General features: G+C 39.8%; 17 protein-coding genes. All 17 read right to left on the reverse strand.

All coding sequences use genetic code 11. The features are described 5' to 3' along the window. Window positions 1–143: 143 nt before the first annotated feature. The 17 genes from KW850_RS09790 to KW850_RS09870 all read right to left on the reverse strand — a co-directional run bounded on the left by KW850_RS09790 (window position 144) and on the right by KW850_RS09870 (window position 26003). Window positions 144–4541, reverse strand: a complete 4398-nt coding sequence (locus KW850_RS09790) for an endo-alpha-N-acetylgalactosaminidase family protein (RefSeq protein ID WP_218347380.1) — start codon at window positions 4539–4541, stop codon at window positions 144–146. 296 nt (window positions 4542–4837) lie between these two features. Continuing rightward, complete coding sequence (locus KW850_RS09795) at window positions 4838–6040, reverse strand: AgaS family sugar isomerase (protein ID WP_218347381.1); 1203 nt, start codon at window positions 6038–6040, stop codon at window positions 4838–4840. A gap of 506 nt (window positions 6041–6546) precedes the next feature. Further along, a complete protein-coding gene (gene lacD, locus KW850_RS09800; RefSeq protein WP_218347382.1) occupies window positions 6547–7536 on the reverse strand; it encodes a tagatose-bisphosphate aldolase in 990 nt (329 codons plus the stop codon). 66 nt (window positions 7537–7602) lie between these two features. Continuing rightward, window positions 7603–8538, reverse strand: coding sequence for a tagatose-6-phosphate kinase (lacC, locus tag KW850_RS09805; protein ID WP_218347383.1), 936 nt, complete (start codon window positions 8536–8538; stop codon window positions 7603–7605). Further along, on the reverse strand, window positions 8535–9713 hold the full coding sequence (gene nagA, locus KW850_RS09810) for an N-acetylglucosamine-6-phosphate deacetylase (protein WP_218347384.1): 1179 nt from the start codon (window positions 9711–9713) through the stop codon (window positions 8535–8537). The genes lacC and nagA overlap by 4 nt, the downstream gene beginning before the upstream one ends. 54 nt (window positions 9714–9767) lie before the next feature. Continuing rightward, window positions 9768–10934, reverse strand: a complete 1167-nt coding sequence (locus KW850_RS09815) for an SIS domain-containing protein (protein ID WP_218347385.1) — start codon at window positions 10932–10934, stop codon at window positions 9768–9770. A 207-nt stretch (window positions 10935–11141) separates the two neighbouring features. Beyond that, entirely contained in the window at window positions 11142–12053 is a 912-nt protein-coding gene (locus tag KW850_RS09820; RefSeq protein ID WP_218347386.1) for an ROK family protein, read from the reverse strand. A 412-nt stretch (window positions 12054–12465) separates the two neighbouring features. Continuing rightward, on the reverse strand, window positions 12466–12888 hold the full coding sequence (gene agaF / locus KW850_RS09825; protein ID WP_218347387.1) for a PTS galactosamine/N-acetylgalactosamine transporter subunit IIA: 423 nt from the start codon (window positions 12886–12888) through the stop codon (window positions 12466–12468). 28 nt (window positions 12889–12916) lie between these two features. Beyond that, window positions 12917–13786 carry a PTS system mannose/fructose/sorbose family transporter subunit IID gene (locus KW850_RS09830; RefSeq protein ID WP_218347388.1) on the reverse strand — a complete coding sequence of 290 codons (870 nt, stop codon included), beginning with the start codon at window positions 13784–13786 and terminating at the stop codon, window positions 12917–12919. Next, entirely contained in the window at window positions 13776–14549 is a 774-nt protein-coding gene (gene agaW / locus KW850_RS09835) for a PTS N-acetylgalactosamine transporter subunit IIC (RefSeq protein ID WP_218347389.1), read from the reverse strand. The genes KW850_RS09830 and agaW overlap by 11 nt, the downstream gene beginning before the upstream one ends. A gap of 16 nt (window positions 14550–14565) precedes the next feature. Then, on the reverse strand, window positions 14566–15039 hold the full coding sequence (gene agaV / locus KW850_RS09840) for a PTS N-acetylgalactosamine transporter subunit IIB (RefSeq protein ID WP_218347390.1): 474 nt from the start codon (window positions 15037–15039) through the stop codon (window positions 14566–14568). 219 nt (window positions 15040–15258) lie between these two features. Further along, window positions 15259–15984 carry a GntR family transcriptional regulator gene (locus KW850_RS09845; RefSeq protein ID WP_218347391.1) on the reverse strand — a complete coding sequence of 242 codons (726 nt, stop codon included), beginning with the start codon at window positions 15982–15984 and terminating at the stop codon, window positions 15259–15261. Window positions 15985–16288: 304 nt separating this feature from the next. Beyond that, entirely contained in the window at window positions 16289–20722 is a 4434-nt protein-coding gene (locus KW850_RS09850) for a discoidin domain-containing protein (RefSeq protein WP_218347392.1), read from the reverse strand. 659 nt (window positions 20723–21381) lie between these two features. Further along, a complete protein-coding gene (locus KW850_RS09855) occupies window positions 21382–22140 on the reverse strand; it encodes a carbohydrate ABC transporter permease (protein ID WP_256358189.1) in 759 nt (252 codons plus the stop codon). An 89-nt stretch (window positions 22141–22229) separates the two neighbouring features. Beyond that, a complete protein-coding gene (locus tag KW850_RS09860) occupies window positions 22230–23150 on the reverse strand; it encodes a carbohydrate ABC transporter permease (protein ID WP_374226306.1) in 921 nt (306 codons plus the stop codon). A gap of 88 nt (window positions 23151–23238) precedes the next feature. Then, window positions 23239–24492, reverse strand: coding sequence for an ABC transporter substrate-binding protein (locus tag KW850_RS09865; protein WP_218347394.1), 1254 nt, complete (start codon window positions 24490–24492; stop codon window positions 23239–23241). Between the two features lie 236 nt (window positions 24493–24728). After that, window positions 24729–26003, reverse strand: coding sequence for a Gfo/Idh/MocA family protein (locus KW850_RS09870; protein WP_218347395.1), 1275 nt, complete (start codon window positions 26001–26003; stop codon window positions 24729–24731). Window positions 26004–26070 lie beyond the last annotated feature (67 nt).

Genomic DNA, 26070 nt, shown 5'->3' on the forward strand with positions numbered 1-26070 from the left:
CCTTTCGCTTTTTTAGCGAAAGAGGAAGAACCTGTATAGTTTTAGCAGACTAAAAATACTTTATTGTGACAGAAGCAGTTTGGACGAAATCAGCGATTTCCTTTGGAGTCTTCAGTAAATGCTTTCAGTGATTTTAAATCTAGTTATTCGCCAGTAGAAATTGTTGCATCTTTAACCTTCAACCCTGTGGCTAAACGTTCAATGCGAAGATTGTCTAAAACAAAAGTTCCTGCCCCGGTATCTCCATTCAAACTAGTTCCATCATTGAAAATTCCAATATATGTTTGCCTATTCTCGGAACCAGTTACAGTAAACTCTGCAGTTTTGGTATTGATAGATGCCGGAAGCGTATTATTCAAACTTAGTCCATTGGCAACCATAATATCTCGTGCATCAATCTCTTGATCCCCTGAGATAAAGCGATAGGAATTGGCAGTAGTTTGATAGTCAAAGGATACTTTATAGGTTACTCCTGGTTCAAAGTGGAAGTGCTGCGGAATGGTGCGATACACTAAGCCTTTGTTTCCAGTATTTACTTTAACGGACCAATTTCCTTCGATGACATCATCTATTAATTTTTTGCCTGCCCATCCTTTTTGTGTATACGGTGCATGTAATTCAGACAAATGAATTCTGTTGTCTTCAACACCTTCCGTATTACCAATAACAAATGGGTAAATTCCTTGCGCGACCGTTTCAAAATCTTGTTCAAATACCCCAGGTGAAACATCATTTTTCAGAGATTTTTGAACGACTCGTATATCATCAAATTTGGTATTTCCTTCACCGGCCTCACGGCTGAGAATTAATTCAGCCTTTTTAGATGTAGCCGTAAAGCTTACTTGCATCCTTTGCATTTTGCTATTGTACCCATCGTTCGTAGCATGTGAGTCTGCTTTTACAAAGTTCTTTTGCAGGCTCCGCACCGTGTAATTGCTTACATCTTTTCCCTCGCTACTTACTTTTATTCCGGCTTTTACATCACTATTGTTTTCTACATAGACCTCTGCTACATAATCTTTGCCAGCTTCAAGGCCAGTAATGGTACGTGTAACGGTTGTATAGCGAGAAGGACTTTCCATATTCAAATAATAGTCGCCGCTGCTTAAATTTCGGGCAGCGCCAGTTTGATTCGTTCTGATGACACTTACAGCATCTTTGTCACCAGCAACTTTTGTATCTTCATCTTTGACTGTTCCTGAATTGAATCCTGTGTCATAGACATGAGCACCTTTGCTCCAGTCTTCGATTTGTAAGCCCTTCTCCTTTTTTTCCGGTACGACAATATAAGGTGTAGCTGCCTCAGCCCTCAATGTTACTTGATTATTGACCACCTTGACTTTCTGCACATCTGTTCTACCCTGATCGGTCAATTTATATACATAAACTTTAGATATACCTGAATATTCATTTGGGAGCGTCCAAGTAGTTGTTCCGCCTTCCAAATTCCAGTGATAAAGTTTTTCGGAATTAGGTGTTGGAGTCTTGAAATCCTGTTCTACCCACGGAAGTAGATAAGTATGTCCATCAAGGACAACATCTCCATTAAGTGTAATGACACGTTCTCTGGAGTTGTCTTTTCTTGTTACAACAACATCATCCCCATTACTTGGGTCCGCCAATTTAATTTCCTTTTCCAAGTTTGTTTTGTTTTTATCACCTTCGACATCTGACCAATCTGTGACATAATACTTTTGTAAAAATTTAGTTGGAAGATTTGTATCGAATGTCATCCGAATAAACTGGTCAAAGCTCTTATCAGATTGCCATCCCTCGAAGCCGGCTAATTCAAATCCGCCAAGCAATGGATGATCAGCCGTTCCGCCTGCTTCAGGCCAATTCAACACCCAAGAATCTTTTTGGTGATTGCTAATAAAGCGGAGTACTTCTGAGTTGATTCCTTTGCTGGCTGCCCCACCGTAGTTCTTATCCGTTGCCCAGTGCTGCCAGGTTGAATAATTGGCAATAGAAGTACCAAACTCGGTTGATACTCTCCAACCTCTATCCATAAATTGTTCTGCAACTCTATCAGATTCCCACTGGTCTTGATACCATACATCCAAATAAATAAAGTCAAGACCTGGTGCAGCAGCTTTCAATTCATCCAGTCTTTTTGCACGCGTCCCAGAATATAAATCTTTTAATTTATTGATAGTATAGGATTGATCTAACCAGCCCCAGCCTTTGGAATTTGGACCATCAATAAAATCCTCACTAAAAGCTTTTGCTTCAGGATACGTTTCTTGGGCATTAATATGGACACCAAATTCAGAATTGTACTTATGACCTTCACTAATAAGTGTTTTTAAATCGTCAGCACCACCCATCCGTTCACCGACATCACCATAATCCGGGTGCCCGCTGTCATGTCCTTCATTCGCATATCCTTTTAACAGAACAGCCTGGCCTAATCCATCTGTAGCGAGAGCTACCTTTTTAACATTATCCAATGTTTTTAAGAATGGCTGTTGTACTTGTGATCCAAAATTCATAGCAATACGTGTGCCGACAAGATTGTTTACATCTTCTGATCCTTTTATGTCTTGCATAATTTCTCGGTAGGCAATCGCACCGTCCTGCCAGTCAATTTCATCATCTTTATTTAAATCGTCAGCAATAGCAATTTTCACAGTAGGTTTATTGAATTGAGGTTCCTGCATAAATTCTCTTTGAGAATAAAGCAAGCTAGAACCAATACCGATGGCTTTCTTGCCATCTTGACTTTGATAACGATTTGCCACTAGGTTACGGTAGCCATTGACTTCTGAACTTGACCATACACCTGCACTCAATGTGTCCGTTGACAGGAAAGCACTATAGTATCTTTCTGAAGTTCCAATGCCTCCCAAAGTTGAATCGACAGTGATATCGACATCCCCAGGTTTGGTCACATCACTGCTAAGATTCGTTAATTTTGCTTTAGCATTGGTTTGAGCTGAATTAACTGAGATAAAGTTCAAATCGGCCAATTCAACCGTTTCAATTTTTGCACTTCTGGCGTTGTTGATTTCTTCAAAGGTATAGATCACTTTATTTTTTTGGACTTTTAAAGAAATTTTAAATACAGCATCAAGGTTTTCATATTCATCGATTACCTTTAATGTATACAACGCTTCACTGTCACTCAGCTTTTCAAAGCTTACTTCTGGATAGTAAAGAGTGCCGTTCACTTTCAATCCGTAAACAGGAGATTTTTGTCCATCCATTACTTTATCGCCAACCCGGTATTCGATGACACGAGGGAATACCTGGTCAATAATGACATCCATAAAGTCTGAGCTTAATGAATCTTCAACTGGTGGAGTATCTGGTGCTTTAGGTGGAACATATTCTTTAATTTTGATGTTTGAAATCGTAATGTTGGCAGCACCACGGCTTTTTTCAAATCCGAGTAAACCTGTTTTATCAACACCGCCTGATAATGTCCAGGAATTCACCTTTTTATCGTTAATGTATAAGGTAGCTACATCGTCCATGAATTTCATGAGTAAATGATAGGTTTTATTTGCTTCTAATGGCACGTTTGAGGACATCGCCGTCCAACTGTTTGCAGGACCAAAGGTTTCTCCAAAATACTGATTATTTTGATCTCCAGTACCTACATACGTGTATGCAGATGGATTTTGCACACGATAGATTAGACCAAAACGGTTCATGGAGCCAGTTGCTGGAGTAATATCAGCTTCAAAAATACCATTCTTAATTGCTTTCATTTTATTGTAGACAATTCGATTCTTTTGGGTAGAGGTAACATGGAAAGTTGCTGAACCATCTTGATTATAAGTAACGCTTCCGTCACCAGAGATGATTTTAAAATCACCTTCTTCAAGTTGGTTATCAGTAATGTCAACAAGTTCTCCTTCTCCCGGCACTTGACCTCCATCTCCTGAAGCATCTCCCAATTCAATGAGTACTTGGCTGTTTTTACCACCAAAAGCACCAAGTTTAACCGCTTCCTTACTTGTTAGCAGCTTATTTACATCATTTGATAAAGTAACCGGTCCAAATAAATCTTTTCCATCTAAGGTAACATTCAATGTGGCTCCGCTATAATTAATTTTAATGGAATGTTTGCTCCCAGCTTCAGGAAGTGGGATGTTTGGTCTAGTTTGCAGCCAAGTTCCACTGCCTTGATATTTGTATTCATAGAACCAGCCGAGTGAGTCATACCCTACAAATACAAAGTTATTAGGGTCACTATAATGTGGATAGAAACCAAATCTGGTATCTGCCGCATTCAATTCGGGAATAAAGGTATATTCCATCGTTCCTGACTCTTTTGCTGCTTTATCCTTTTCTTGAAAAATAGCAGCTTTAACCCCATTGTCATTTCCAGCACCTGCTCCAAGCAATGCATAAGCCTTACCATTCTGGGTAACAATTTCATTTACTTCATTTCCTCCAGTTGAAATGGTAACCCATGGATTCGTTACTTCTGCTGTTGCACGTAACGGTGGAATGAACCCCGTTAAAAATGTTGGCAAAAATAACACAAGTGCTAGCAGGGTATAAGTCAATCTCTTGTAATACTTTCTACCCAATTCCTCTCCTCCTTTGAAAATAATAGTTTGATAGATGACGATGCCTTTTATATTGATAAAATTAACAATAAACACCACCTTCTACTTGTAATCTAGCTTACTTTTGTTAAAGCGCTTACACAATAAAGATATTGTTCAAATTTTTAGTAATATTGTTTTTTTAGTGAATTGCATAAAAAAGCGAACAGTGCCTATCACTATTCGCGTTTTTATGAGAGCATATCCTATGGATCACGAATTTTCGGATAAGTACCCTGGTAATAATAATTCCATTTAAGTTTATTAAACTTACGAATTCAGATTGAATAAGCAAGAGAACCGTCCTCCTTGCCTCCCTTATATTCGTAGATGGTTACGCCTTTAACCACTCGGTTAACCGTTCCTGTCGGTGAAGGGGTATCAGGTGTATTACCGACTTTTACGGAAGCAAGCAGTGAGATCGTTTGCCCAATCATGACAAAAGGTAATGCTAAGTAAGCATCCGGTATGGATTGGGCATCTCTGTCGAATAAGAATGTGTTCCCGTCATAATTCGTTTTTCCATCGACCTCGATAGCACAAATGTTTTTGGCAATGTTATCTCGCTGCAATTCTTTTAATATATCTAAATCATATTGGCGTGTATAAGGATGATTGGAAACAAAAACACACACCAATGCTTTTTCATTGACGAATGACTTAGGAGCATGTCGGAATCCCAACGGGGAATCAAATGAGGTGACAATTTTACCGGCTGTCAGCTCTAATATTTTCAACTGTGCTTCTCTCGCCAAGCCTTCTAAACTTCCGGAGCCAAGGTAAATGATCCTTTCAAAATCGCAATCGATGATAGTTTGGATATCCGCTTCACGAAGAATGACACTTTCACCCATTTGGCGAATGATTTGGACAATCGCCCACTTTTCTTCGACAAACAGCGGATCAAAAACGAGTAATGCCATTAGCGTCATGCACGAATAACTTCCGGTAATGGCAAATCCTTGATCATTTGCTCTATCGGGCATTAACAACAAAAGATTGTTTTCATCTCCTTTTGCCCTTTTCGCTAACTCACCATCATTTGCACAGGTAATCGTTAGCTGATATAAGTTCTTTACTAGTTGTTCAGCTAATTCTACGGCAGCCAAGCTTTCGGGGCTGATGCCGCTTCGCGCAAATGAAACCAACAAGGTTGGGAAATCTGCTTTAAAAAATTCATAGGGATTAGATACCAAAGTGGTTGTTGGAACACTCAGCAATTCCCACTTTTTTTCATCCACTTTTCCATTTAAATAAGGAAGGCACGTTTCACCGACATTGGCAGAGGTTGCAGCACCCGTAAAAATAACACGGATACGTTCATGCTGTTCAGCCAGTTTTTGTAAAAAAGCTTGAATCTCTACTCGTTTCTTCGTATACAATGAATAGGTTTCACTCCATAAATCCGGTTGTTGCTTGATTTCCGATGTTGTAATCGATGCACCTAAAGACACTAATTTTTCTTGACTAAAAGTGAACATATTTTACGCTCCTCTTCCTATTTTCCAACATTCCCTTCACAAACGAATACCAGCAATTCCTCATAACATTTGACAGGCTATTAAACTATTAGATAACATGGCTGCCATTTGAGCCTACAAAACTTTCTTTTTCATCCTCTTTACTATTTTTAGAAAAAGTATACAAATGAAAAAGCGTTTTCACAATAAACATCTTGTTTTGTTTTTTAGATATCTTGCAAATACTATTTTGCCCATTCCTTCAAGAAATCCGTCGGTGTTTCACCAATTGAGTACTTCCTTCAAACGTGTATCCATGAAAGCAACTTTTTGCTTGAAGCTCCAACTACCCAATTTCAGATATATGAACCATTCCCGGCTTTTTTCCCAGTATACTTTGAACAGTCCATAAAAGTGTGACCAACCTATCTCCTTCACAATACCGAAATGCAAGAACATGAAGAAAAATAAAGCAAAAAAATAAGGAAGCGCGAAAACTTTCCCCCGCGCTTCCTTTCCTTGCTTCCTTACCCTACGATTTTTTCAAACCACGGGCTTGCTGTCTCTTTCAAGACAATATTTAGTTCTTGGATATTTTTTTTGCCGGTATCTTGTAACCATGCTCGTGCGGATTGTTCCCCATTTTCGGCAAAGGGAGCCACGCCATTTTTCCATGTTGCCCGGCCGCAGAGGACACCGTTGAAGGTTGAGCCGGATTCTTTGGCAAACTTCAATGTTTCCTGGAATAACTCTGCACTTACGCCGGCACTTAAGAAGATAAACGGCAGATCTGTTGCTTCACTTTGCTCTTTGAAATACGCAAATGCTTCTTCCTTGGTATAAGCTGTTTCGCCTTCCGCATATCCCTCCACAAACTTCATATCCACAGGAACTTCTACCTTCAAAACGTCCACCTTGTACTGTGGCTTGGAGAATTCTCTCATTGCCTCAATGACTTTATGCGGCTTCACTTTGGCATACTCTAAACTTTTCACATCATCATTTTTGGCATCATATGTCACAATCTCGAGGAAAAACGGAATGTCTTCTGCTGCACACTCAGACCCGACTCGTTCCATATAAACATGCTTATAGTCATTAATTTTTTCATCTTCATCCACATCATAGTACAGTAAGAATTTAACCGCATCTGCTCCAGCTTCCTTCAATCCTCTAACAGACCATTCCGGCAATAAATCAGGCAAACGGCCCACGGCTGTTGCATCATAGCCTGTTTTTTCATATGCCACCAATAATCCAGCTTCAGGATGGCGGACCTTCGCAGCCGGCAAACCATATTCCGGATCCAATAGGATTGATGTCGCATAAGGTGTCAACTCTTCAGAAACCAATTCTTTAAAGCGGACGATTCCCTCGTCTCCGACAAAACTTGAATTTCCTGCCGAAATCATTTTCTTTAATGAACCCCGTTGATCAATCGCCAAAGCTCCGATAATCCCATTCTCATCCGATAAACGCTTAAGAGCCGCTACTTTATTTTTCGTTAATTCTAACATCGACAATCACCCCTATATCATCTATTCGTAAACTCACCTAGTTAAAAAAATTGGCTTTTATCTCAATTAATCTATTTTCGTAACCTCTACCAACTCAAAAAATTGGCCGAAATTAGCTCGATCAATATAACCTGTTCCTGCTTGCATCGTATTGAGCAGGCCAGTCGTCATGGCTGTTTTCAGAACGTCTGGAACTGACTGCTTTCGATTTAATGCAACCGCTAATCCGGCAACGGTGGCATCACCGGAGCCGACAGGGTTCATCACGTCAATCAAAGGAATGGTAACCCGGTAATAATCCGTACCATGCTTAACAAAGGCACCATTCCCGCCCATCGAAACGACAACCCATTCAACCCCATGAAACCATTCATTGGTTAGTACTTGTTTCAAACTGCTAATGGTTTGTTCCACCTCTACACCCAGCAGCTGAGATAGCTCCGCTATATTCGGTTTAATCACAAATGGTTTTACCTTATGTCGCAAAACCTGTCTCAACGACTCCCCTGATGTATCAACAATCACTGGAATACCCATCTCTCGGCTCATTTCGACCATCCCACAGTAAAACCCAGGCTCAAGCCCTTTTGGTAAACTACCCGAAATCGTCACAAGTGAAGCAGCAGTCAGTAATTCACGATATTTTTCTAAAAAAGCTGCACTGTCTTCCGCTGAAAGTGTCGGTCCGGATTCTAAAATTTCCGTCTGCCTGCCACCATGGAGAATGGCAATACAGTTTCTTGATTCTTGATTGATTTTTAAAAAATTATTTCCGATATCGCTTTTCGTCAATTCCTGAACAATATAGTCACCAATGTTTCCGCCAAGCACACCTGTCGCCAGGACGTCTTCTCCCATCTGTTTGACGACACGGGCCACATTTAAGCCTTTTCCACCGGCGGTTTTACAAACATGATCTACCCGATTAACTTCATCCAGTTTGAATTCTTGAATCGGATAGGAAATATCCAAAGATGGATTCATCGTGATAGCTAAAATCATCGCACTCCCTCTTTCCCAATCAAGTTTTCAGCTTGAAACCGGCAAACACCATCAAGATACGTCGCCATTAATTCGAGCTCCGGTGTCAGTACAATAAAATCCGCATCATGCCTGATTGCAATCTTTCCGCATTCCTTATCGATATCAATACTTTTCGCAGGTGCTGTACTTGCCATGTAGATGGCTTCCTCTGGGGTCGCGATCCCCCAAGCGACGACATTTTTGACAGCATCTTTTAATTGCAAAATACTGCCCGCTAAACTTCCGCTCTCCAAACGAGCCGCCCCGTTCTTTACTTCAACAGGGAATTCTCCGAGCTGATAGCTTCCTTCCGGCATGCCGCCTGCCATCATGCAATCAGTCACTATCACGGTTTCCTTCCTGCCGCGGGCATTCATTAAAATATTTGCGGCAGCAGGATGAACGTGTTGTCCGTCACATATAATTTCGGCAAACACATTCGGCAGATTCATTGCGGCGCCAGCCATTCCCGGCTCACGATGGTGCAGCCCGCTCATGCCATTAAACGTATGAACAAAAATCGAAGCTCCCTTTTCAACCGCTTGTTTTGCCTCATTATAGGTCGCGTCACTATGAGCGAGCGCTACGGTAACCTGATTGTTCACAGCAAGCTCAATAAATTCCGCTGCCCCCTTTCTTTCCGGAGCAAGCGCTATTTTTTTAATAAAATGTCCCGATAGCTTTTGCCATGTTTCCAGCATTTCGACCGAAGGGTCACAAAAATAATTCGTGTTTTGGGCACCTTTGTGTTTTTCTGTAAAAAATGGTCCTTCTAAAAAGATTCCTTTTATTTTGGCACCCTTCACCTTCGTATAATTTTCTCCAATCATCGCCACCACATCGTTCAACGATTCGGGCGCAGAGGTTAACGTAGTGGGCAAAAACGACGTCACGCCACATGAAAGCAGCCCATCGGAAATCTCCATCAATCCTTCAAAGTCATTGTTCATAACATCATGATTCCTAAAGCCATGAATATGTGTGTCAACTAAACCAGGAGCAATCCATTGTCCGGCATAATCGATTACCTTAGCCGTTTCATTTGGCAGTGTCTCAAAAAAGGCACCAAATTTCCCGTCTTTTATTTCCAGGAATCCAGGACCTGCCACCCCATCCTCAAGAAAAAACTTGTCTGCGTAAACAAATAGTTCCATAATCTGCACCTCTATTTAGAAATGAGAAAGACTGAACTTCCCTTTCCCACTGAATTACTTGTATTCGTGGATCGTTACACCTTTTACAACACGATTGACCATTCCACTTGGTGAAGGAGTATCCGGTTTATTCCCGACTTTAATCGAAGCGATTAGGGCGAGCGTTTGTCCGACCATGACGTACGGCAGCGACAAGTAGGCATCTGGCACTGCGCTTGCGTCTCTGTCAAATAAGAACGTATCACCGGCATAATTCGTGTCACCATCCACTGCAATTGCACAAATATAGCTGGCGATGTTATCCTGTCTCAATTCATTTAACATATCGAGATCGTAACGGCGTGTATACGGTTGGTTGGAAACAAACACAAACACGATCGCTTTTTCATTCACAAATGATTTAGGACCGTGGCGGAATCCGAGTGATGAGTCAAAAGAAGTGGCAATTTCCCCGGCAGTTAACTCCAATATTTTTAATTGCGCTTCTCTCGCCAAGCCCTCAAAGCCTCCTGAGCCAAGATAAATGATACGTTCAAAGTCGGAAGTAATCATTTTTTCAATATCAGCTTCTCTGCTAATAACACTTTCACCCAAGCGTTGTATCGTTTCGACAATGTTCAACTTTTCTTCAACTGACAGTGGATCAAAAATGAGAAGTGCGGTTAAAGCCATGCATGTGTAGCTTCCCGTCATCGCAAAGCCTTGGTCATTGGACCTTTCAGGCATTAATAATAAGAGATTGCTCTCATCCCCTTTTGCCCGTTGTGCCAACTTCCCATCTTTAGAGCAGGTGATTGTAATTTGGTAGAGTTCCGTTACCACTTGTGCCGCTAATTCCACTGTCGTAACGCTTTCCGGGCTATTTCCGCTTCTGGCAAATGAAATCAATAATGTCGGGATATCTGCTTTTAAGAATTGGTAAGGATTTGACACGATTGCTGTTGTTGGAACACTCATCAATTCCCACTGTTTTTCATCGACTTTTTCCTTTAAGTAGGGGGTAACAGTGTCACCAACATAGGCAGAAGTTCCAGCCCCTGTAAAAATAACACGGACATGTTCATGCTTTTCTGTCAAGTTCTGCAAAAACGCTTCAATCTGCTGACGCTTCTCCTTATACAATGCAAGTGTTTCGCCCCATAATTCAGGCTGTTGTTTGATTTCCGCTGTTGTAATCGATGCCCCTAATGGTATTAATTTTTCCTGACTTAATGTAAACAAATGTAACACTCCTCTTATTTTTTGGGGTATTTTCTTAAAAATGTGTTTTTTACCTGGTTAAACTCCTAAAAAGTCATAATGTAGTTTAGGTTCACAACTTAGATACAAGTTAGTCTGATTTATCAGCGATTTTTCTAGTTTATCAGCTAATTCAATCACTTTATTGGCGAATTTTCCCAGTTTATCGGCAATCAATAAAAACAAGTCTTATTTTTTGTTCTGTTCGAATACCCGTAATCCTGCACCAACAACGCCATTATCCTGCTTGATTGTGCTGATCGACATGTGACTTAAGAGATGCTGTTGTTCAGGGATTTGGTACGATCTCAGTTTTTCCTTTATGATGTCAAGCAGAAAAGGGTTATTGGCGATGACACTGCCCCCGAATACCACTTTATGCGGGTCTAGTAAGCATGAAATCGCATAGAGGCCTTGGGCCCAATTGTCCGTCACATCATCGATGATGGGCTGATACTCACTTGCCCCATCCTTATAGCGCTCAAAGACATCTTTGGTGGTCAGATGCGCCACTTGCAATTCCTTTTGTACTAACTTTTCTATCGCAGGTCCGGAAGACGCAGATTCAAGCCGTTCCATTTTCTGCCCAACAGCCTTCGAAAGGACAGGGATCAAGCCAAGCTCTCCGGCAAATCCAGCCCCTCGGAAAAATGAACCATGATGAATGATCGAGCAAGAGATGCCCGTACTAATCGTCACGTAGACAAACGTTTCATCGCTTTTTGCCTGGGCTGCCTTCCACTCGGCAAAGGCCGCCATATAAACATCATTGTCGATCGTAATCGCCTGGAGTCCAAATTGCTCCCGTAACCGGGCAGTGACAGGAAACTGGGTCCATGGTAAATTATTTTGATAAACCGCAATTCCCTGCTCTCGATCCACCTTGCCAGGTACGCCGACACCAATACCTTCCATGTCCACTAGCGAATAAGTGGAATCTTCAAGAACTTGTTCTACTGTTTCTACCACTTTAGCAAACATCTTTTCTCTGTCAGAAGGATCACTTTTTACCTCCGCACGCTTGAGCAATTCCCCTGTTTCCGAAATGATGCCCGCCGCAACCTTTGTCCCGCCAATATCAATTCCAATTGCCATTTTCATGTGCCTTTACCTCTACTGTCCATTTTGATTTATGGTGTACTTGCTCATCTGTTGAAAAAATTGGTTTTATCGAGAAAACGAGTTTTCTTCAAAAAATCCCTTCTACGCACTATCTAACGTTGGGTTGTTGGTACAAGTTGAAAGGAAGAAAAACTCATAGAAACTAGACTATGGGAATAATAATCTGATTGTTGTAAGTAATTCTATTATATCTTCCCCACTTTAGGGTCAACCCAACAGATAAAAACATTTAATGCTGCCGAATCCATCTGCATTAAATGTTTTTATTTTCAGGTATAGAAGATCGACAACCTAGTCACCCTTACATTATTCAGCTGTAACTCCGTTTTATCATGGGGTGACAGGCACCTATAGTTCGACGTATAGATTAATCTTCCCTCACTTGCTTTCATTAAATGCCTGCCCCTTTGAAACTTGGACGCTCTGTCTTTTGAAAACCTTTAATCGCTTGTTTACCAGTATTGATCGCTAAATCTCTTAAACTATCGATCTGAAGTCCGTCCTTTAGTAAAGCAGTTTCGATGACCATAGCCAGATTTGTTCCGCCAACCACAACTGAATTTTCCTTCCCATTTGTAAGCGAGACAGCTGTTTTAAACGGAGAACCACCAACTAAATCACATAAGACTAAGATAGATTCACATTCTTGTAATCTTGCAAAAGCTTCAAGCAGCTTTTTCTCAAGGTCGCCTGTCGAATCGCTTTCAAGAAAATCCACGTATTCCACATTGGGTTGATCTCCAGCGATTAGTTTAACTGAAGATTGAAGACCCGTTGCAAACGATCCATGACCGCTTATGATCAAACCGTTCATTTTAAAAAGCCTCCTAACATGCTAAATATTATAAAATGGTTCCAAAAGGAAATGGAATTTTACCAATAATACCAATGATAACGGTAATGATAATTAGCTTAACTGGAGAAAATCCCTTTTTTAATAGGTAGTACATTAATAATGTATAGGCTAAAGGCAATAGATTTGGCATGACTTTATCAAGTAAATCCTTTTGCAGGGCAATTTTTGCCTTACCAGCATGGACCACTAAACTTGATTCTAGCTTTACGAATGAGGCAATCAATGCGCCGACAACTGTTAACCCTACAATCGATGCAGCATGTGCTACTTTTTTAGTATTTTCCTTTAGAGAACTGATGGCATTTGTTCCGGCATTATAACCGTAATGCATTAATCCAAATCTAAGCGCAAAATGAACTGCGTTAAAGATTAATAAGAAGATCACTGCCCCCATAGGGTTTCCATCTTGCCCTAGCGAGGCACCTATTCCAACGCAAATGGGAAGGAGGGTCAGCCAGAAAAGGGCATCACCAATTCCGCCAAGTGGTCCCATCATGGCTACTCGAATGGCTCTAATCGTATTTCTGTTTTGTTTCTTTTCCTCCATTGCGAGGACAATCCCCATAATAATGTTTACAAGGAATGGATGCGTGTTGAAAAATTCCATATGACTTTTCATCGATTCACTTAAATCGTGCTTATTTTTGTGAATCTTTTTCAAACCTGGTAAGATCGAATATAACCATCCTGCGGCCTGCATTCTTTCATAGTTAAACGATGCTTGTAGTAAAAGGGATCGCCACACCATTTTGTTTAAATCTTTTTTGGACATGTCCTGATCTGTGGCACCATCTTGATAATAATCCGGACTGCTCGTATGGTTTATTGTCGTATCTACTAATTGTTTAGATTCCACGTTTTTGAACCCCCCTTACTGATCCATTACCAGTATTTGCTTTAAAGTAATCGTAAAGCGCGATGGCCATTCCAATTAAAGCAACAGCAATGACTGGCATGTTCATATATGTGACTAAAATAAATCCGACGATAAGAAAGGCAACATATTGTTTTTTTAACATAATCTTTAATAGCATCGCAAAGCCGATAGCGGCCATCATTCCACCGGCAGCACCAAGTCCGCTAATAAGCCATTTTGGTAAAACCTCTACAACTCCTTTGGCAGCATCTGCACCAAAATAAATTGGTAAGAAAGCAATAACAAAATAGAATACAAATAATGTAAGAATCCCCAAATAATTGATTCGTTCGATTCCCTTTGTATTCGCCTCTTGTGCATATTGATCAGCTTTATGCATAACCGGCGAAAAAGCAGTAAACATGAGTGTGATACACGCCTGAACGGCAACTGCAAACGGAACAGCAACTCCGATTGCCACTTTTGGCTCTTGTCCTGTCAGAATCGCAAACGACGTTCCGATTATTCCCCCAATAACAACGTTTGGCGGCTGTGCCCCAGCCAGCGGCACCATACCTGCCCACACTAACTCAATGGCAGCACCTGTCATAACCCCTGTTTTTACATCCCCTAAAATCAAGCCAATGATGACACCGGTTACAATTGGTCGGTGAATGTGGAACAACCCGTTAAACAGGTCTATTCCTGCAATTCCAGCCCAAATGGCAACTAATAAGGCTTGAAGCAGCATATGATTATCCATCTATTCTCACTTCTTTCTATAAATGTTTATAAATATCATCTGGTCTTTCATCCGGAACGCGGCGTACCTCGAGTTTCACTCCTAAGTCACGCAGCTTCCTAAGGGCTCTTTTATCATCTTCATCAACGGAAACGGTGGAGAATAATTGCGTTTTTCCTTGGGAAAAATGCATATTCCCAATATTTACTTCTTCAATTGGCACGCCGCCCTCCACAAGTCGTGATACATCTTGTGGTGTTTTTACAACTAAAAAGATATACTGATCATCCGCTGCATTGTGGATCACATCAATGGTTGTTTGGATTGAGAAAAAGCGAATTCCGATTGACCCCGGAACAACCATTTCCATTAAATCCTGTTGTACCTCATCTTCGGACACTTCATCATTTGCGACTACAATTAAATTAGCTCCTAAATGATTAACCCATGTAACCCCAACTTGGCCATGAACTAATCGGTTGTCGATTCTTGTTAGCAAAATATTCGGCATGATATTACCCCCTAGTAAAATAATTGATGAATTGGATATATTTAACTCCTTTAACAACCCAGTTTACCATTCCAGATGGTAAACTGGGTTATCTGGAGCTATTCCCAAATGAATCGAATTAAATAATGCAAAAAACTGACCATAAAGCAAATAGTTCAAAACAAGACCCACATGATGTAATTACGTAGATACGTCATTACCAGTTAAGGCACACCTAGATTAATTTTCTAGGCGAACATGGTATTTAAACTTATCACCTCTGGCGATGGTATTCGTATACTCAATCACCTTATCTACCCCATGTGTTAATCGTTCAATACGTAAAGACGGCAAGGATGGAGGCATCTTTAGTAACTTTGCCTCTTTCTCATCTGTCATTACTGGCATAAATAACTCATCTGCCATTGTAATTTCTGTTTGAAAACGATGTCTAAAAATCTCGTATAAAGCTGTCTGTTCTAGGTCTTCTTTTGTTATACCCGGGAATAAATCATAGGGGACAAAAGAAGTTTCAAGCATCATTGGTATATCATCAGCAATCCGCAATCTCGAAAAACAGTAAACCTTACTGCCCTCACCAACTAAAAGCTTATTACTAATCTTTCGGTCGGCCTCAAGAACACCAAACGATAAAACCTTTGAGATAGGAACTTTACCCAACTTTTTCATTTCTTCTGTAAAGGAATAAAATTTGACCAGTTCTTGATTAACTTTTTTCGGTGAGACAAAAGTACCTTTTCCATGCACTTTATAGATATATCCGTCTTTCTCGAGCTCGTTTATCGCTTGACGAACGGTTGTCCGAGATAAATCGTACTGTTGGCATATTTCCCTCTCAGAAGGTAATTGCCCATTTTCCCCTATTTCATCTTCCATTTTATTCATTAAAATATCCATTAACTGCAGATAAAGTGGAATTCTGCTAGTCTTATCAATACGAGTCATGTCTCCCCTCCTAGTTGCAAGTGGTAGTGTGGTTATTACCAGTATATCCCCCTCTCAACTCCTTGTAAAGGTTATCAACAAAAATATTTTAGGAATATTTTATGCATTGTGGAGGAAATGAAGGTATTCCCTACCGCTTAGAACTAGGGAGAGAATGGTATAACAATATGGGTTATGAAGGTATAAAGCTTAACTTCAATCCAAAGGAAATATATAAAGTTGAAGTTTAAGATGAAAGGGAAGTATACTAATGTTGGTCTGCTTCCCTTAATAGCCTCTGCCTCTGCTTGTTTTAATTTTAGTTCTAATTTTCTACATAAGCTGGATTCTTCGCATAAAATTCAACCTCTGCAACAGACAACATAAGTGGTCCACTATGTGATTCCTCAAAGATGATCGTTATCTTTGAAAATTTTGTACCAGACGGTATAGCAGCTTCCGCAAGATTGAATGTTACCGAGTTATCGCTAACTCCAACATCCTTTGCACCTAAATCATATTCCTCTCCAGCTTCAGTATATGCTTTGGCACGCAGTTTTTTTATTTTTCCGTTCGTATATTGCGGGCGATTATAAACTATAAATTTAGTCATTTCTTGTGGTTTATTAAAGGTAAAATCCATGGTTACCGGCAGTGAAATTCCATCATTTTCAGTGAGACTCCATTTCAATTCCGCTAATGAACTCTCGCTTATCACACCGTCAATCAACTTGGCAAAAGCTGCTGCACCGCCTTGCATCTTTTCTCCTTCACCAGTAACCGCCATATCTTTATTCGATAATTGCAGTTCCTTTGGCTCTTGTGGTTGTTCAACATCTCCAGGTTCTTGGCCAGGATTTAAAACCTCTCCTATTTTATCAACTGTGTCATAGGCTGTATTAATCAGTAAAGATCTTGTTATCGGCATATCGAAATAAATATCTTTCTTAGCTTTTAACTTAATCGTGGCTAATGTCTTCGTACCTTCTAGTGTATTTTGCGTTCCCTTGTTAGAAAATGCTGCCATAATTCGTTGTTCAGCATTTCCAATACCAGCAAGTGTGGAGTAATTTAACATATTGGAGGTTTCATTCGCTGGCGAAACAATATTTTCACCACAAGTCCCATCAGGTTTACACTCTTTTATTACTTCATATTTGTTCGGATCCAGCTTTAATTCTAAGTTGAATGCATTGATATCCTTTAATCCTGCCCCTATTATTTCTACTGAAAATTCTTCACCTGCTTTTAACTGCTGCTTACTAGGTCTAATATCCAATAATCCAGCAACCGGCCTGCCTGTTGCATGAAGTGGTTTTTCACCCAATTGTGATGCTACATACATTAAATCGTAGGCATCAATTACACCATTGAAATTAATATCAACCTTTGATACCTGTCCCCAAGCTGTATCAGTTTGATCAACACCCATATAGCTTGCAAAGAAGAGCAGGTCATCTTCATCAATTACTCCATTTGGTATATTTTCCCCAACAACCATTCCTGCAGTTTTATCCTTTTTGTATGGTCTAAATTCCTGTGCACTCCCAAAGCCACCTACAGAACTTGTAATGGTCAACTTAATATACCTTGCAGTACTATTTTCCTTAAAATCTATGACTTTTGTTTCCTTATTTCTCTCAAATGTTCCATCAGTGATGATATTTTTATATGTTTTGCCATCTAGACTTACGTCTAAATTGTATTTTAATATTGTCCCATTCCCTGCATCAGGTCTTGGAACATACTCGAGCTTATCTAATTCATAAGCTAGCTTCATATCAATCTCAAAGGTATGTGGCAGTTTATTGCCCGAATCTCCCCATGCAGTATGCCACAATGTTTCATCCTTTCCATCGACAGCTAAAGATGCTTCTTGCCCCGGCTGTTGACTATTTGCTTTTGCTGTCATATTCTTAGGGACATTTCTGTATCGGTCAAGCTTCGTTCTTACTTTGATCTCATCGCTCCAGCCTGATGAGCCTTTTGTATTCGTCGCTCTTATTTTATAAGAATACTCTGTATCAGATACTAATCCTGAATGAAGATAGAATGGTGCTTGCTGACTATCACTAGATTGAAACACATTTGTATGAACAATACCATTAATCATTAAATCATAGGTTACATTCGAACCCTCAACTTTGTCCCAATTTAATTTAATATTCCGGTCTGTAATGTTGGCCTCTTCAGAACCAAGCCCTGTTGGAATAGTTGGTACTTCTTTATCTACTACATCCTTCTTTTGAGTATTATCGAAGCCATTGACTGTAAAAGTTATTTTATTTTTCGTGATATCTGTTTTCCCTACTTTAATATATAGCTTTGGTGATGTAATAATGGCAGTCTGTTCAAATGGTGAGCCTTTTGTCGAATATTTGTTAAGGTTTGGCTGTTCATTATAGAAGTACACGTTTTCTGAGTTCTTATATTCCTCTTCATTCGTAGCTTTTCTTAATGTCACATCTTTATTTCCAACCTTAACCGTAATATCCCTTGGATTTACACGTGTATTAACAATCACTTCTGTGCCCCTGTTTTTAACCATACCTTTATAGCCCTTTCCTTTTGTGGTATTAACGGTTATAACAGCTTTTTCCTTGATTACTTTTGAAGTGACCTTCGTTGTTGTATTTTTCTTTTCCTTATACTCAACGGTTTTACCATCGTCTTCATATAAGGTAAACTCTGATTTTCCCGATGGATAGACATCAAATATTCTATTTTCAGAACCATTTAATTCATTAATAGAGTTGTTTTCTGGTGCCATTGGAATAATTGCACCTGCCTTAACAAATACGGGAGTCTTCCATAGTGGAGCGCTAAAGTTATGAAGAACCGAACCTCCCTGATATTGCTCACCTGTAAAATAATCGATCCAAATTTGATCTTTATCTGGAAGATAAATATCGTTCCTTACTTCAGCTGAATTAGAGTTTCCATCATATATTGGTGCCACTAATAGATTTGGCCCCCACATATATTGATATTGTGTTTGAGTCCCGTACGTATAAGGATCATTCGGATATTCTAACATCATCCCTCTAACCATTGGCATGGATTTTTCTGTTGATTCCTCAGCAATCGTGTAGATATAAGGCATCATTTGTGACTTTAATTTTAAATACATTCTATTAATCGATGCATAGGGTTCACCATAATTCCAAGGGTTTTTAGACTTACTATAATCAGTACCTCCCGATGCCCAGCCGTCCATATCGATTTGGATAGGAGTGAATGCTTTCCATTGGAAATCACGTGTCTGTACTTTTGGATCTCCGCCAAATATACCATCCATATCTGAGCCAACGTTTGGATTTCCTGATAAGCCTGCGCCAATGTAGGTAGGGATATGCATTCTTATGTATTCCCAATTACCGCCATATTGGTCGCCTGACCATAATGTAGCATAACGCTGAGTACCAGCCCATCCATCTAGCGAAATAACAAATGGACGTGCACCACCTGAATTTTCTTCTTTTTGAATTCCTTCTGCTGCTTGGCGTGTTGCATTTAAGGCCATGGAATATCCTTGCCCAACCCATGCAACATCAGTTTTTATTGCTTTTACACCAGCTTTAACTTCCCCGTCGAGGTCTCTGCGTAAAGGGCTATCATCAGGTAGATTAGGGTCTGGATAGAGATTGCTTTGAGTCCATAAGCCTACCTCTACTTTTTGATCATTTGCTTTATCAACAAATTGCTCCAAATTGCCCAGTCCGCCATAACCGCATCCATAACCGTCATTTGGTAAAAACCATCCTAAAGGCATATCGTTATCGACATATTGATTTAAAGTATTTAATCCATTAGTTAGGAGTGTTCGTTGGTCCTTATGACCATTATGAGTTCCATTAAAACAGTCAGCATGCCCTAAATAGAAACCGTATTTTGGCATAAGGGCCGGTTTCCCCGTTAATTCTGTATATTCGTTAATAATTTTTGGCATTGAATTATCTACAAAATAATACGCGTCAAATCTATCTTCATTGTGAGTAAAGGCAGCTGTTTTTGTAAAATCATAAGCGCCTGGCTTAAAGGTATTTCGCATGACTCCGTAGCCTTCAGTGCTTAAATAGAAAGGGACTGGGCTTGATGCAGCTCCTGCATCCCAACCTCCGCCGATTGCAATTTTAATGGAATTATTCTTATGGGCATAAAACCCGTTCTGTTGACCTCCACCATAAAAATATTCGTTTTCCTTTGTATCGAGGGTTTGAACTGTACTTCCGTTTGAATGCTTTAGCGGTTCACTTTCACTCCAAAGAATCTTTGCTCTTTTTTTATCATATAGGCTCATCTTTGAAGTAGCTTTATCTACTCTTAATTCCAAACCATCAGTAGATATTTTATAGACATTGTTATCACTTTCATCGACCTTAATGTCAATTTCTCCATATTGCTTTTTGTAATCGTTAACATTTTTGTCGATAATTTTCGTCACATGCTCTGCTTTGTCGGGAGTTGGATATTCTTCAAAAATACCCTTTGGGTCCAAATGTAATCGAAAAACATTATTTTTAAGGAAGTTAATTTTTATTTTTTCTCCTGTTTCTAAGTCAAAGTACACGTTATTTCTTTCTTTCGTAATCTTAGTTACTTTTCCTATAGTCTTATAGGTTTGATTGGTAGAAACATTATTAATTGAGTACTCCTTATCCGTTGTAGCAGCAGATGCTGTTGGAAGCATAGAAAACAACATACCCACTGATAAGCACAAGCTCACCAGTTTTTTTAACCTAGCTTGACGTCTTAACATATTCTACCTCCGAATGTAATAATGGTTTACTGAAAATGAATTCCGATTGACTTTAACTCTTCGTATGAATAATTGGCCTTATACAATTCCTAGTGGATCCAATTGGAAGAAAAGAAAGACAGTCCCCTTAAAAACTCTAAAACTTGCAATTTGTCCTATTCACGGATAATTTGGCTTGCAAAAAATATCATTTATCTCCATCCCCCTTTTATATTTTTTTATATATTTATATTTTTAAATATATAAGCGTAATTAAGTGAGACCTTTATAAAGCATTAATATGTGGTTTTTGTATAATGAAAAATGAAATTTGGTATAATAGCAGATCAAGTAATATCTGTATGTAATGGAATTGGTGGTTGTGAAATGATCGTTGGTGAACTACAAGTGGTTGTGTTGTCATTACCAGTTTAGTACTACGTTGCCCTTTTATTTCACTTGCTACCTACTAGGATGTTTTACTGTTTTTATTACTAATAGAAGATCCATCGCCTCCTCCCTTTCAGTCTAAATTTAGGTAATTTTCTTACAGTTTTACTTTATAATAAATCGGGTTGATGGGTCAACCCAATTACATAAATTTCCTACAAAAGTAATACTTTCCTATTAGCTAGAGAAAAAACAATACATACGGCCGTACCCGACCGCATGTATTGTTTTTATTTTCCGCCTGTGACGGCAATTCCTTCAATAAATTGCTTCTGCAGGAAGATAAATAGGATCAGCATTGGCAAGATCGCTAAAAAGGAACCGGCCATAAGAATCGGGTAGTTGGTCAGATATTGGCCTTGAAGTGATGACAATCCTACTGAAAGGGTCATCGATTCCGGAGAGCTATTGACAATCATTGGCCACATCAATTCATTCCAGCTCCAAAGGGTGGTAAAAATCCCTAACGCAATCAGACCAGGCTTTGCTAGCGGAAGCATAATTCTCCAGTAAATTTGAAAATGGTTACAGCCGTCAAGCCGGGCAGCCTCTTCTAATTCCTTTGGAAGCCCCATAAAGAATTGCCGTAAGAGGAACGTACCGAATGCACTAAACAAACCTGGGACAATCACAGCTTGCAATGAATTCAACCAGCCTAATTTCACCATAATCATATATTGCGGCAGTAAAAACACTTGCCCCGGCACCATTAACACGGTTAACGCTAATAAAAACAGGAAGTTCCTGCCGGGAAATTCAATCCGGGCAAAAGCATAGGCGGCTAACGAACATAGAAACAACTGGCCGACGGTCCGCAGCACCGTAATAATGATTGTATTATACATAAATTTGAAAAATGGTAAGAGTCCAAATACTTCTTTGTAGTTCCCCCATTGGAAATCCTTTGGAATAAAAACGGGCGGAACATGAATGGACTCAGCATAGGTTTTTAACGAGGTGAGGATCATCCATAGAAAAGGCAATACCATTGCCACCGCTCCCACAATCAGGATGAAATGGATAAGGAATGTTTTTCTTGTTACAAGCTGTCTCGTTCTTTCCAATGGTAACACTTCCTTTAATCATAATGAACCCACTTTTTCTGTAAGACCATTTGAATCGCAGTAATAATCAGAATAACAATTAACAAGAGAATAGCGATGGCTGCCGCATATCCCTTATCATTTAATACAAAGGCATGCTGATAGAATAAATAAACAATCGACTGTGTACTTTCTAACGCCGTACTGCTTTTTCCAATCATCATGAAAATCAAGTCAAACACTTGGAACGCTCCGATTAGAGACATGATTGACACAAAGAAAATAACAGGAGATAGTAGTGGCAAGGTAATTTTAAAGAACACCCTGATGGGACCTGCGCCATCAATTTCTGCTGCTTCGTAATACATTTTTGGAATCCCTTGCAGCCCGGAGAGGAAAATGACCATGTTATAGCCGATTCCACTCCAAATCGCGACAACAATAATTGAATATATGGCAATTTTCGGATCACTTACCCACTGCGGCCCCTTGATTCCGATTAAGGATAAAAGATAGTTTAGTAGTCCGTAATCAGAATTATAAAGCCATTTCCACACCATCGCGATAGCAGCCGGCATCGTAATCACGGGTAAAAAATACAATGTTCGATAAACAGATTTCCCTTTGATTTTTTGATTCAAAAGAACCGCTACAATAATCGACAGGAAAATTCCGATTGGCACAGTAAAAATAATATAAATACCGGTGTTTTTAAATGATTGTAAAAGGGTTGCATCCTCCAGCACCCGTTTATAGTTCGTTAACCCTGTCCACTCATACTGTCCAAATGCGCCCCATTCGGTAAAACTAAAGTAAAAGGTCTGGATGATGGGCCACAAGTAAAAAATAAACAAACCTAACATAGTAGGTGCAATCATCACATAAGCCCAAAAGTAATCGGAACGTTTCCTTGTTTTTGTTAAGCTGGAAATCGTTAATTTTTTCGTTGCTTTCACTTCAGCCTGTAGAGGAATTTGTTTCACAGCATTCCCTCCCTTTAAGAAATTGAAGAGAAGAACTACATTCCTCTCTTCATTTTTTCTACTACTTCTTAGATAGCGCATCATTTGCTTTTTTCGTTAACTCTTTTACTGCATCCTCAACACTTACTTCTTCGCTCCAAGCCTTTTTCAGGATATCTGTTTCATATTGCCATATTTCCCCTGTATTTTTCACACTTGGAAGTGGAATAGAGTATTCTGCGCCATCAATGAAGGCTTGAAGATTTAAATTTGGAACTGCGTCTTTCCAAGCATCTTGTGTACCGTTATACGCAGGAATAACCGTTCCTGTTTTCGCGTATACATCTGCTGATTCTTTAGAGCCAAGGAACTGAACAAACTTCCATGCCGCATCTTTATGTTTCGTATTCGCAGCAATCACATTGGATAAACCGTGAATCGCTACTGCGCGTTTTTTCCCTTTAGGAACAACAGCAACATTTAAATCAGGATTTTTCTTATATTCTGGAACCATCCAAGGTCCATCGAACATCATCGCTATTTTTCCTGAAGAGAATAATTCAGAAGCAGCAGTTTCTGTCATTTGTGCCTGTGTTGGTGACAAGCCTTCTTTAATGAAGCTAATATTGTATTTCAGTGCCTCGATTGCTTCAGGCTGATCGAATCCAACCGACTTGCCATCCTTAGAAATGATATGGCCGCCATTTTGCCAAATGAAATCATAATATCCGCCTTGATTGCCCATTACAGAAGCATAACCCCAAATACCTTTGTCTTTGTTTGTCAGCTGTTTCGCAACTTCTTTTAACTTATTCCAATCCCAAGTGTCATCCGGATATGGCACACCTGCATCATCAAAGATTTTTTTGTTGTACCATAAGCCGGTTGTATCGTAATCTTTTGGAATTCCATACACTTTGCCATCAACAGTATAAAGTTCAATTAATGATTTCGGATAATTGTCTAAGCTATAGTTATCCTTTTTAGCCATGTCGCTTAATGGAAGGATGACCTTACCCTCTGCATATTGAACAACGTGAGCACCATTCATCCAAAGAACATCAGGCAAAGCGCCGCCCGTTGCAGCCGTTTCAAGCTTTTGAAAGTACTGTCCATAAGGAGAAATCTCTGTTTTAACTTTGATGTTCGGATACTTTTCGTTAAATAATTTGATAATCTCTTCAATAGCAGGGACTTGTTTTTTATCCCAAAAGCCATAGGTAATTTCAACTTTTCCATCTTTTGCATCACTTGATGCTTTATCATTATCACTGCAGCCAGCCAGCCCTAGCAAACCTAGAACTACGATTAAAAGCATTATTAGCCATTTTTTCATCATATTTCCCTTCCTTCGAATAGAGTTTAGTAGATTTCTAACCAAATCACTTCTTAAAACTTAAGGGTTTTTCTCTCGATAAAAAAATTATTCGCATACCATTAAAATGTGTTGGATAACGTTAACCACCTCCAATAACAACGTTTTCCCATTACATTTTTTCCCCATAACCTTTGTTCTTAACGTATGACTTTTTATTGCAACACTACGAAAACCGCAGTGTGAACAATCGTTTCTTAAGCCTTGATGTTTTCTAGCAAACTCTTATAATAATCATCGATATTAATAGATTGACCCTCATTTAGCCTTGAGTCTTCAGCGGCAAATGCTATGAGGTGGCTTCTTACGGATGCAGAGGCGGAAGACACGCTGTGCCCGTTATTTCCAAATTGAATTTCCTGGAGGAAGGTCCTCATGATACCGTTATCGCCGCCGCCGTGTCCGCCCACAGGGTTGTCGAATTTGATGACGGTTTCGTGCTTGGTGAGGAAATTAAAAATTGAAATGCTATTTTCTTCCATATTTCCACGGATTTCTCCTTTTGTTCCCATAATTTGAACAATCCGTGTCTGCTCTCTCGTGAAGCCGCACATACTAAATGTTGCAGTTGCTCCGCCCTCGAATTCCATGTTGACTACCTGATGGTCGACGACATTATTATCTGAGCGGTATACGCATTTTCCATATGGCGTTTCCTGTAATGCTTTGACAATGCCTTCATTCGTATAATCTTCGGTGAATTTCTTGGCCCAGCCTTTTCCTTCGCCAAGATAATACCTGCCAGCATGGAATGAACATTCTAGTTCAGCAGGACAGCCATCCAAACAACGCTGTGGAGCGCCAAAAGGGGCATTCTCTTCTTTAAAATGCATTAGCGAACCATAGGAACTAATGCGCTTACATTTCTTGCCCATAACAAAAGAAATGATATCCATATCATGACAGGATTTCTGCAGGATCATCGGACTCGATTTTTCTTTATTATTCCAATTACCACGAACAAAGCTATGGGACATGTGCATTACTTCTACATTTTCATTTAATTGCAGCGATACGACCTCGCCAATTTCTCCTTTGGCAATCACCTTTTTAATCGTTGACCAAAATTCGGTATACCTCAGTACATGGCCGATGGTCAGCTGCCGGTTATACTTTTTCGCAGCCTGTTCCATTGCGATACATTCCAGCGGATCCGGCGACATTGGTTTTTCCAACAGAACATGATAACCGAGCTCCAACGCTCTCATCGTTGGTTTAAAGTGATCCCGGTCAAGCGTACAGATAATCGCAATGTCGGAAATTTTTTGGTCGGAATCCAACACCTCTTCCCACGAATCATAACAATGTTCATCCGGAATATCGTGCGCTTGTTGTAGTTTCGTTCTTCTTTCGATGCCTGGTTCTGCCACGCCGACAATCTTCAATTCATTCGGATAGGTCAAGGCATATGGCGCATAAGCTCGTGCCCCTCTGTCACCTGCTCCAATAATAATCGCTGTCATGGTTTTCATTTAAGTCTCTCCTCTCATTCATTCACTGCATTTTTGCATATCGTTTTCCTGTATTAATCCAAACGTT

Source organism: Bacillus sp. sid0103, from assembly GCF_019219025.1.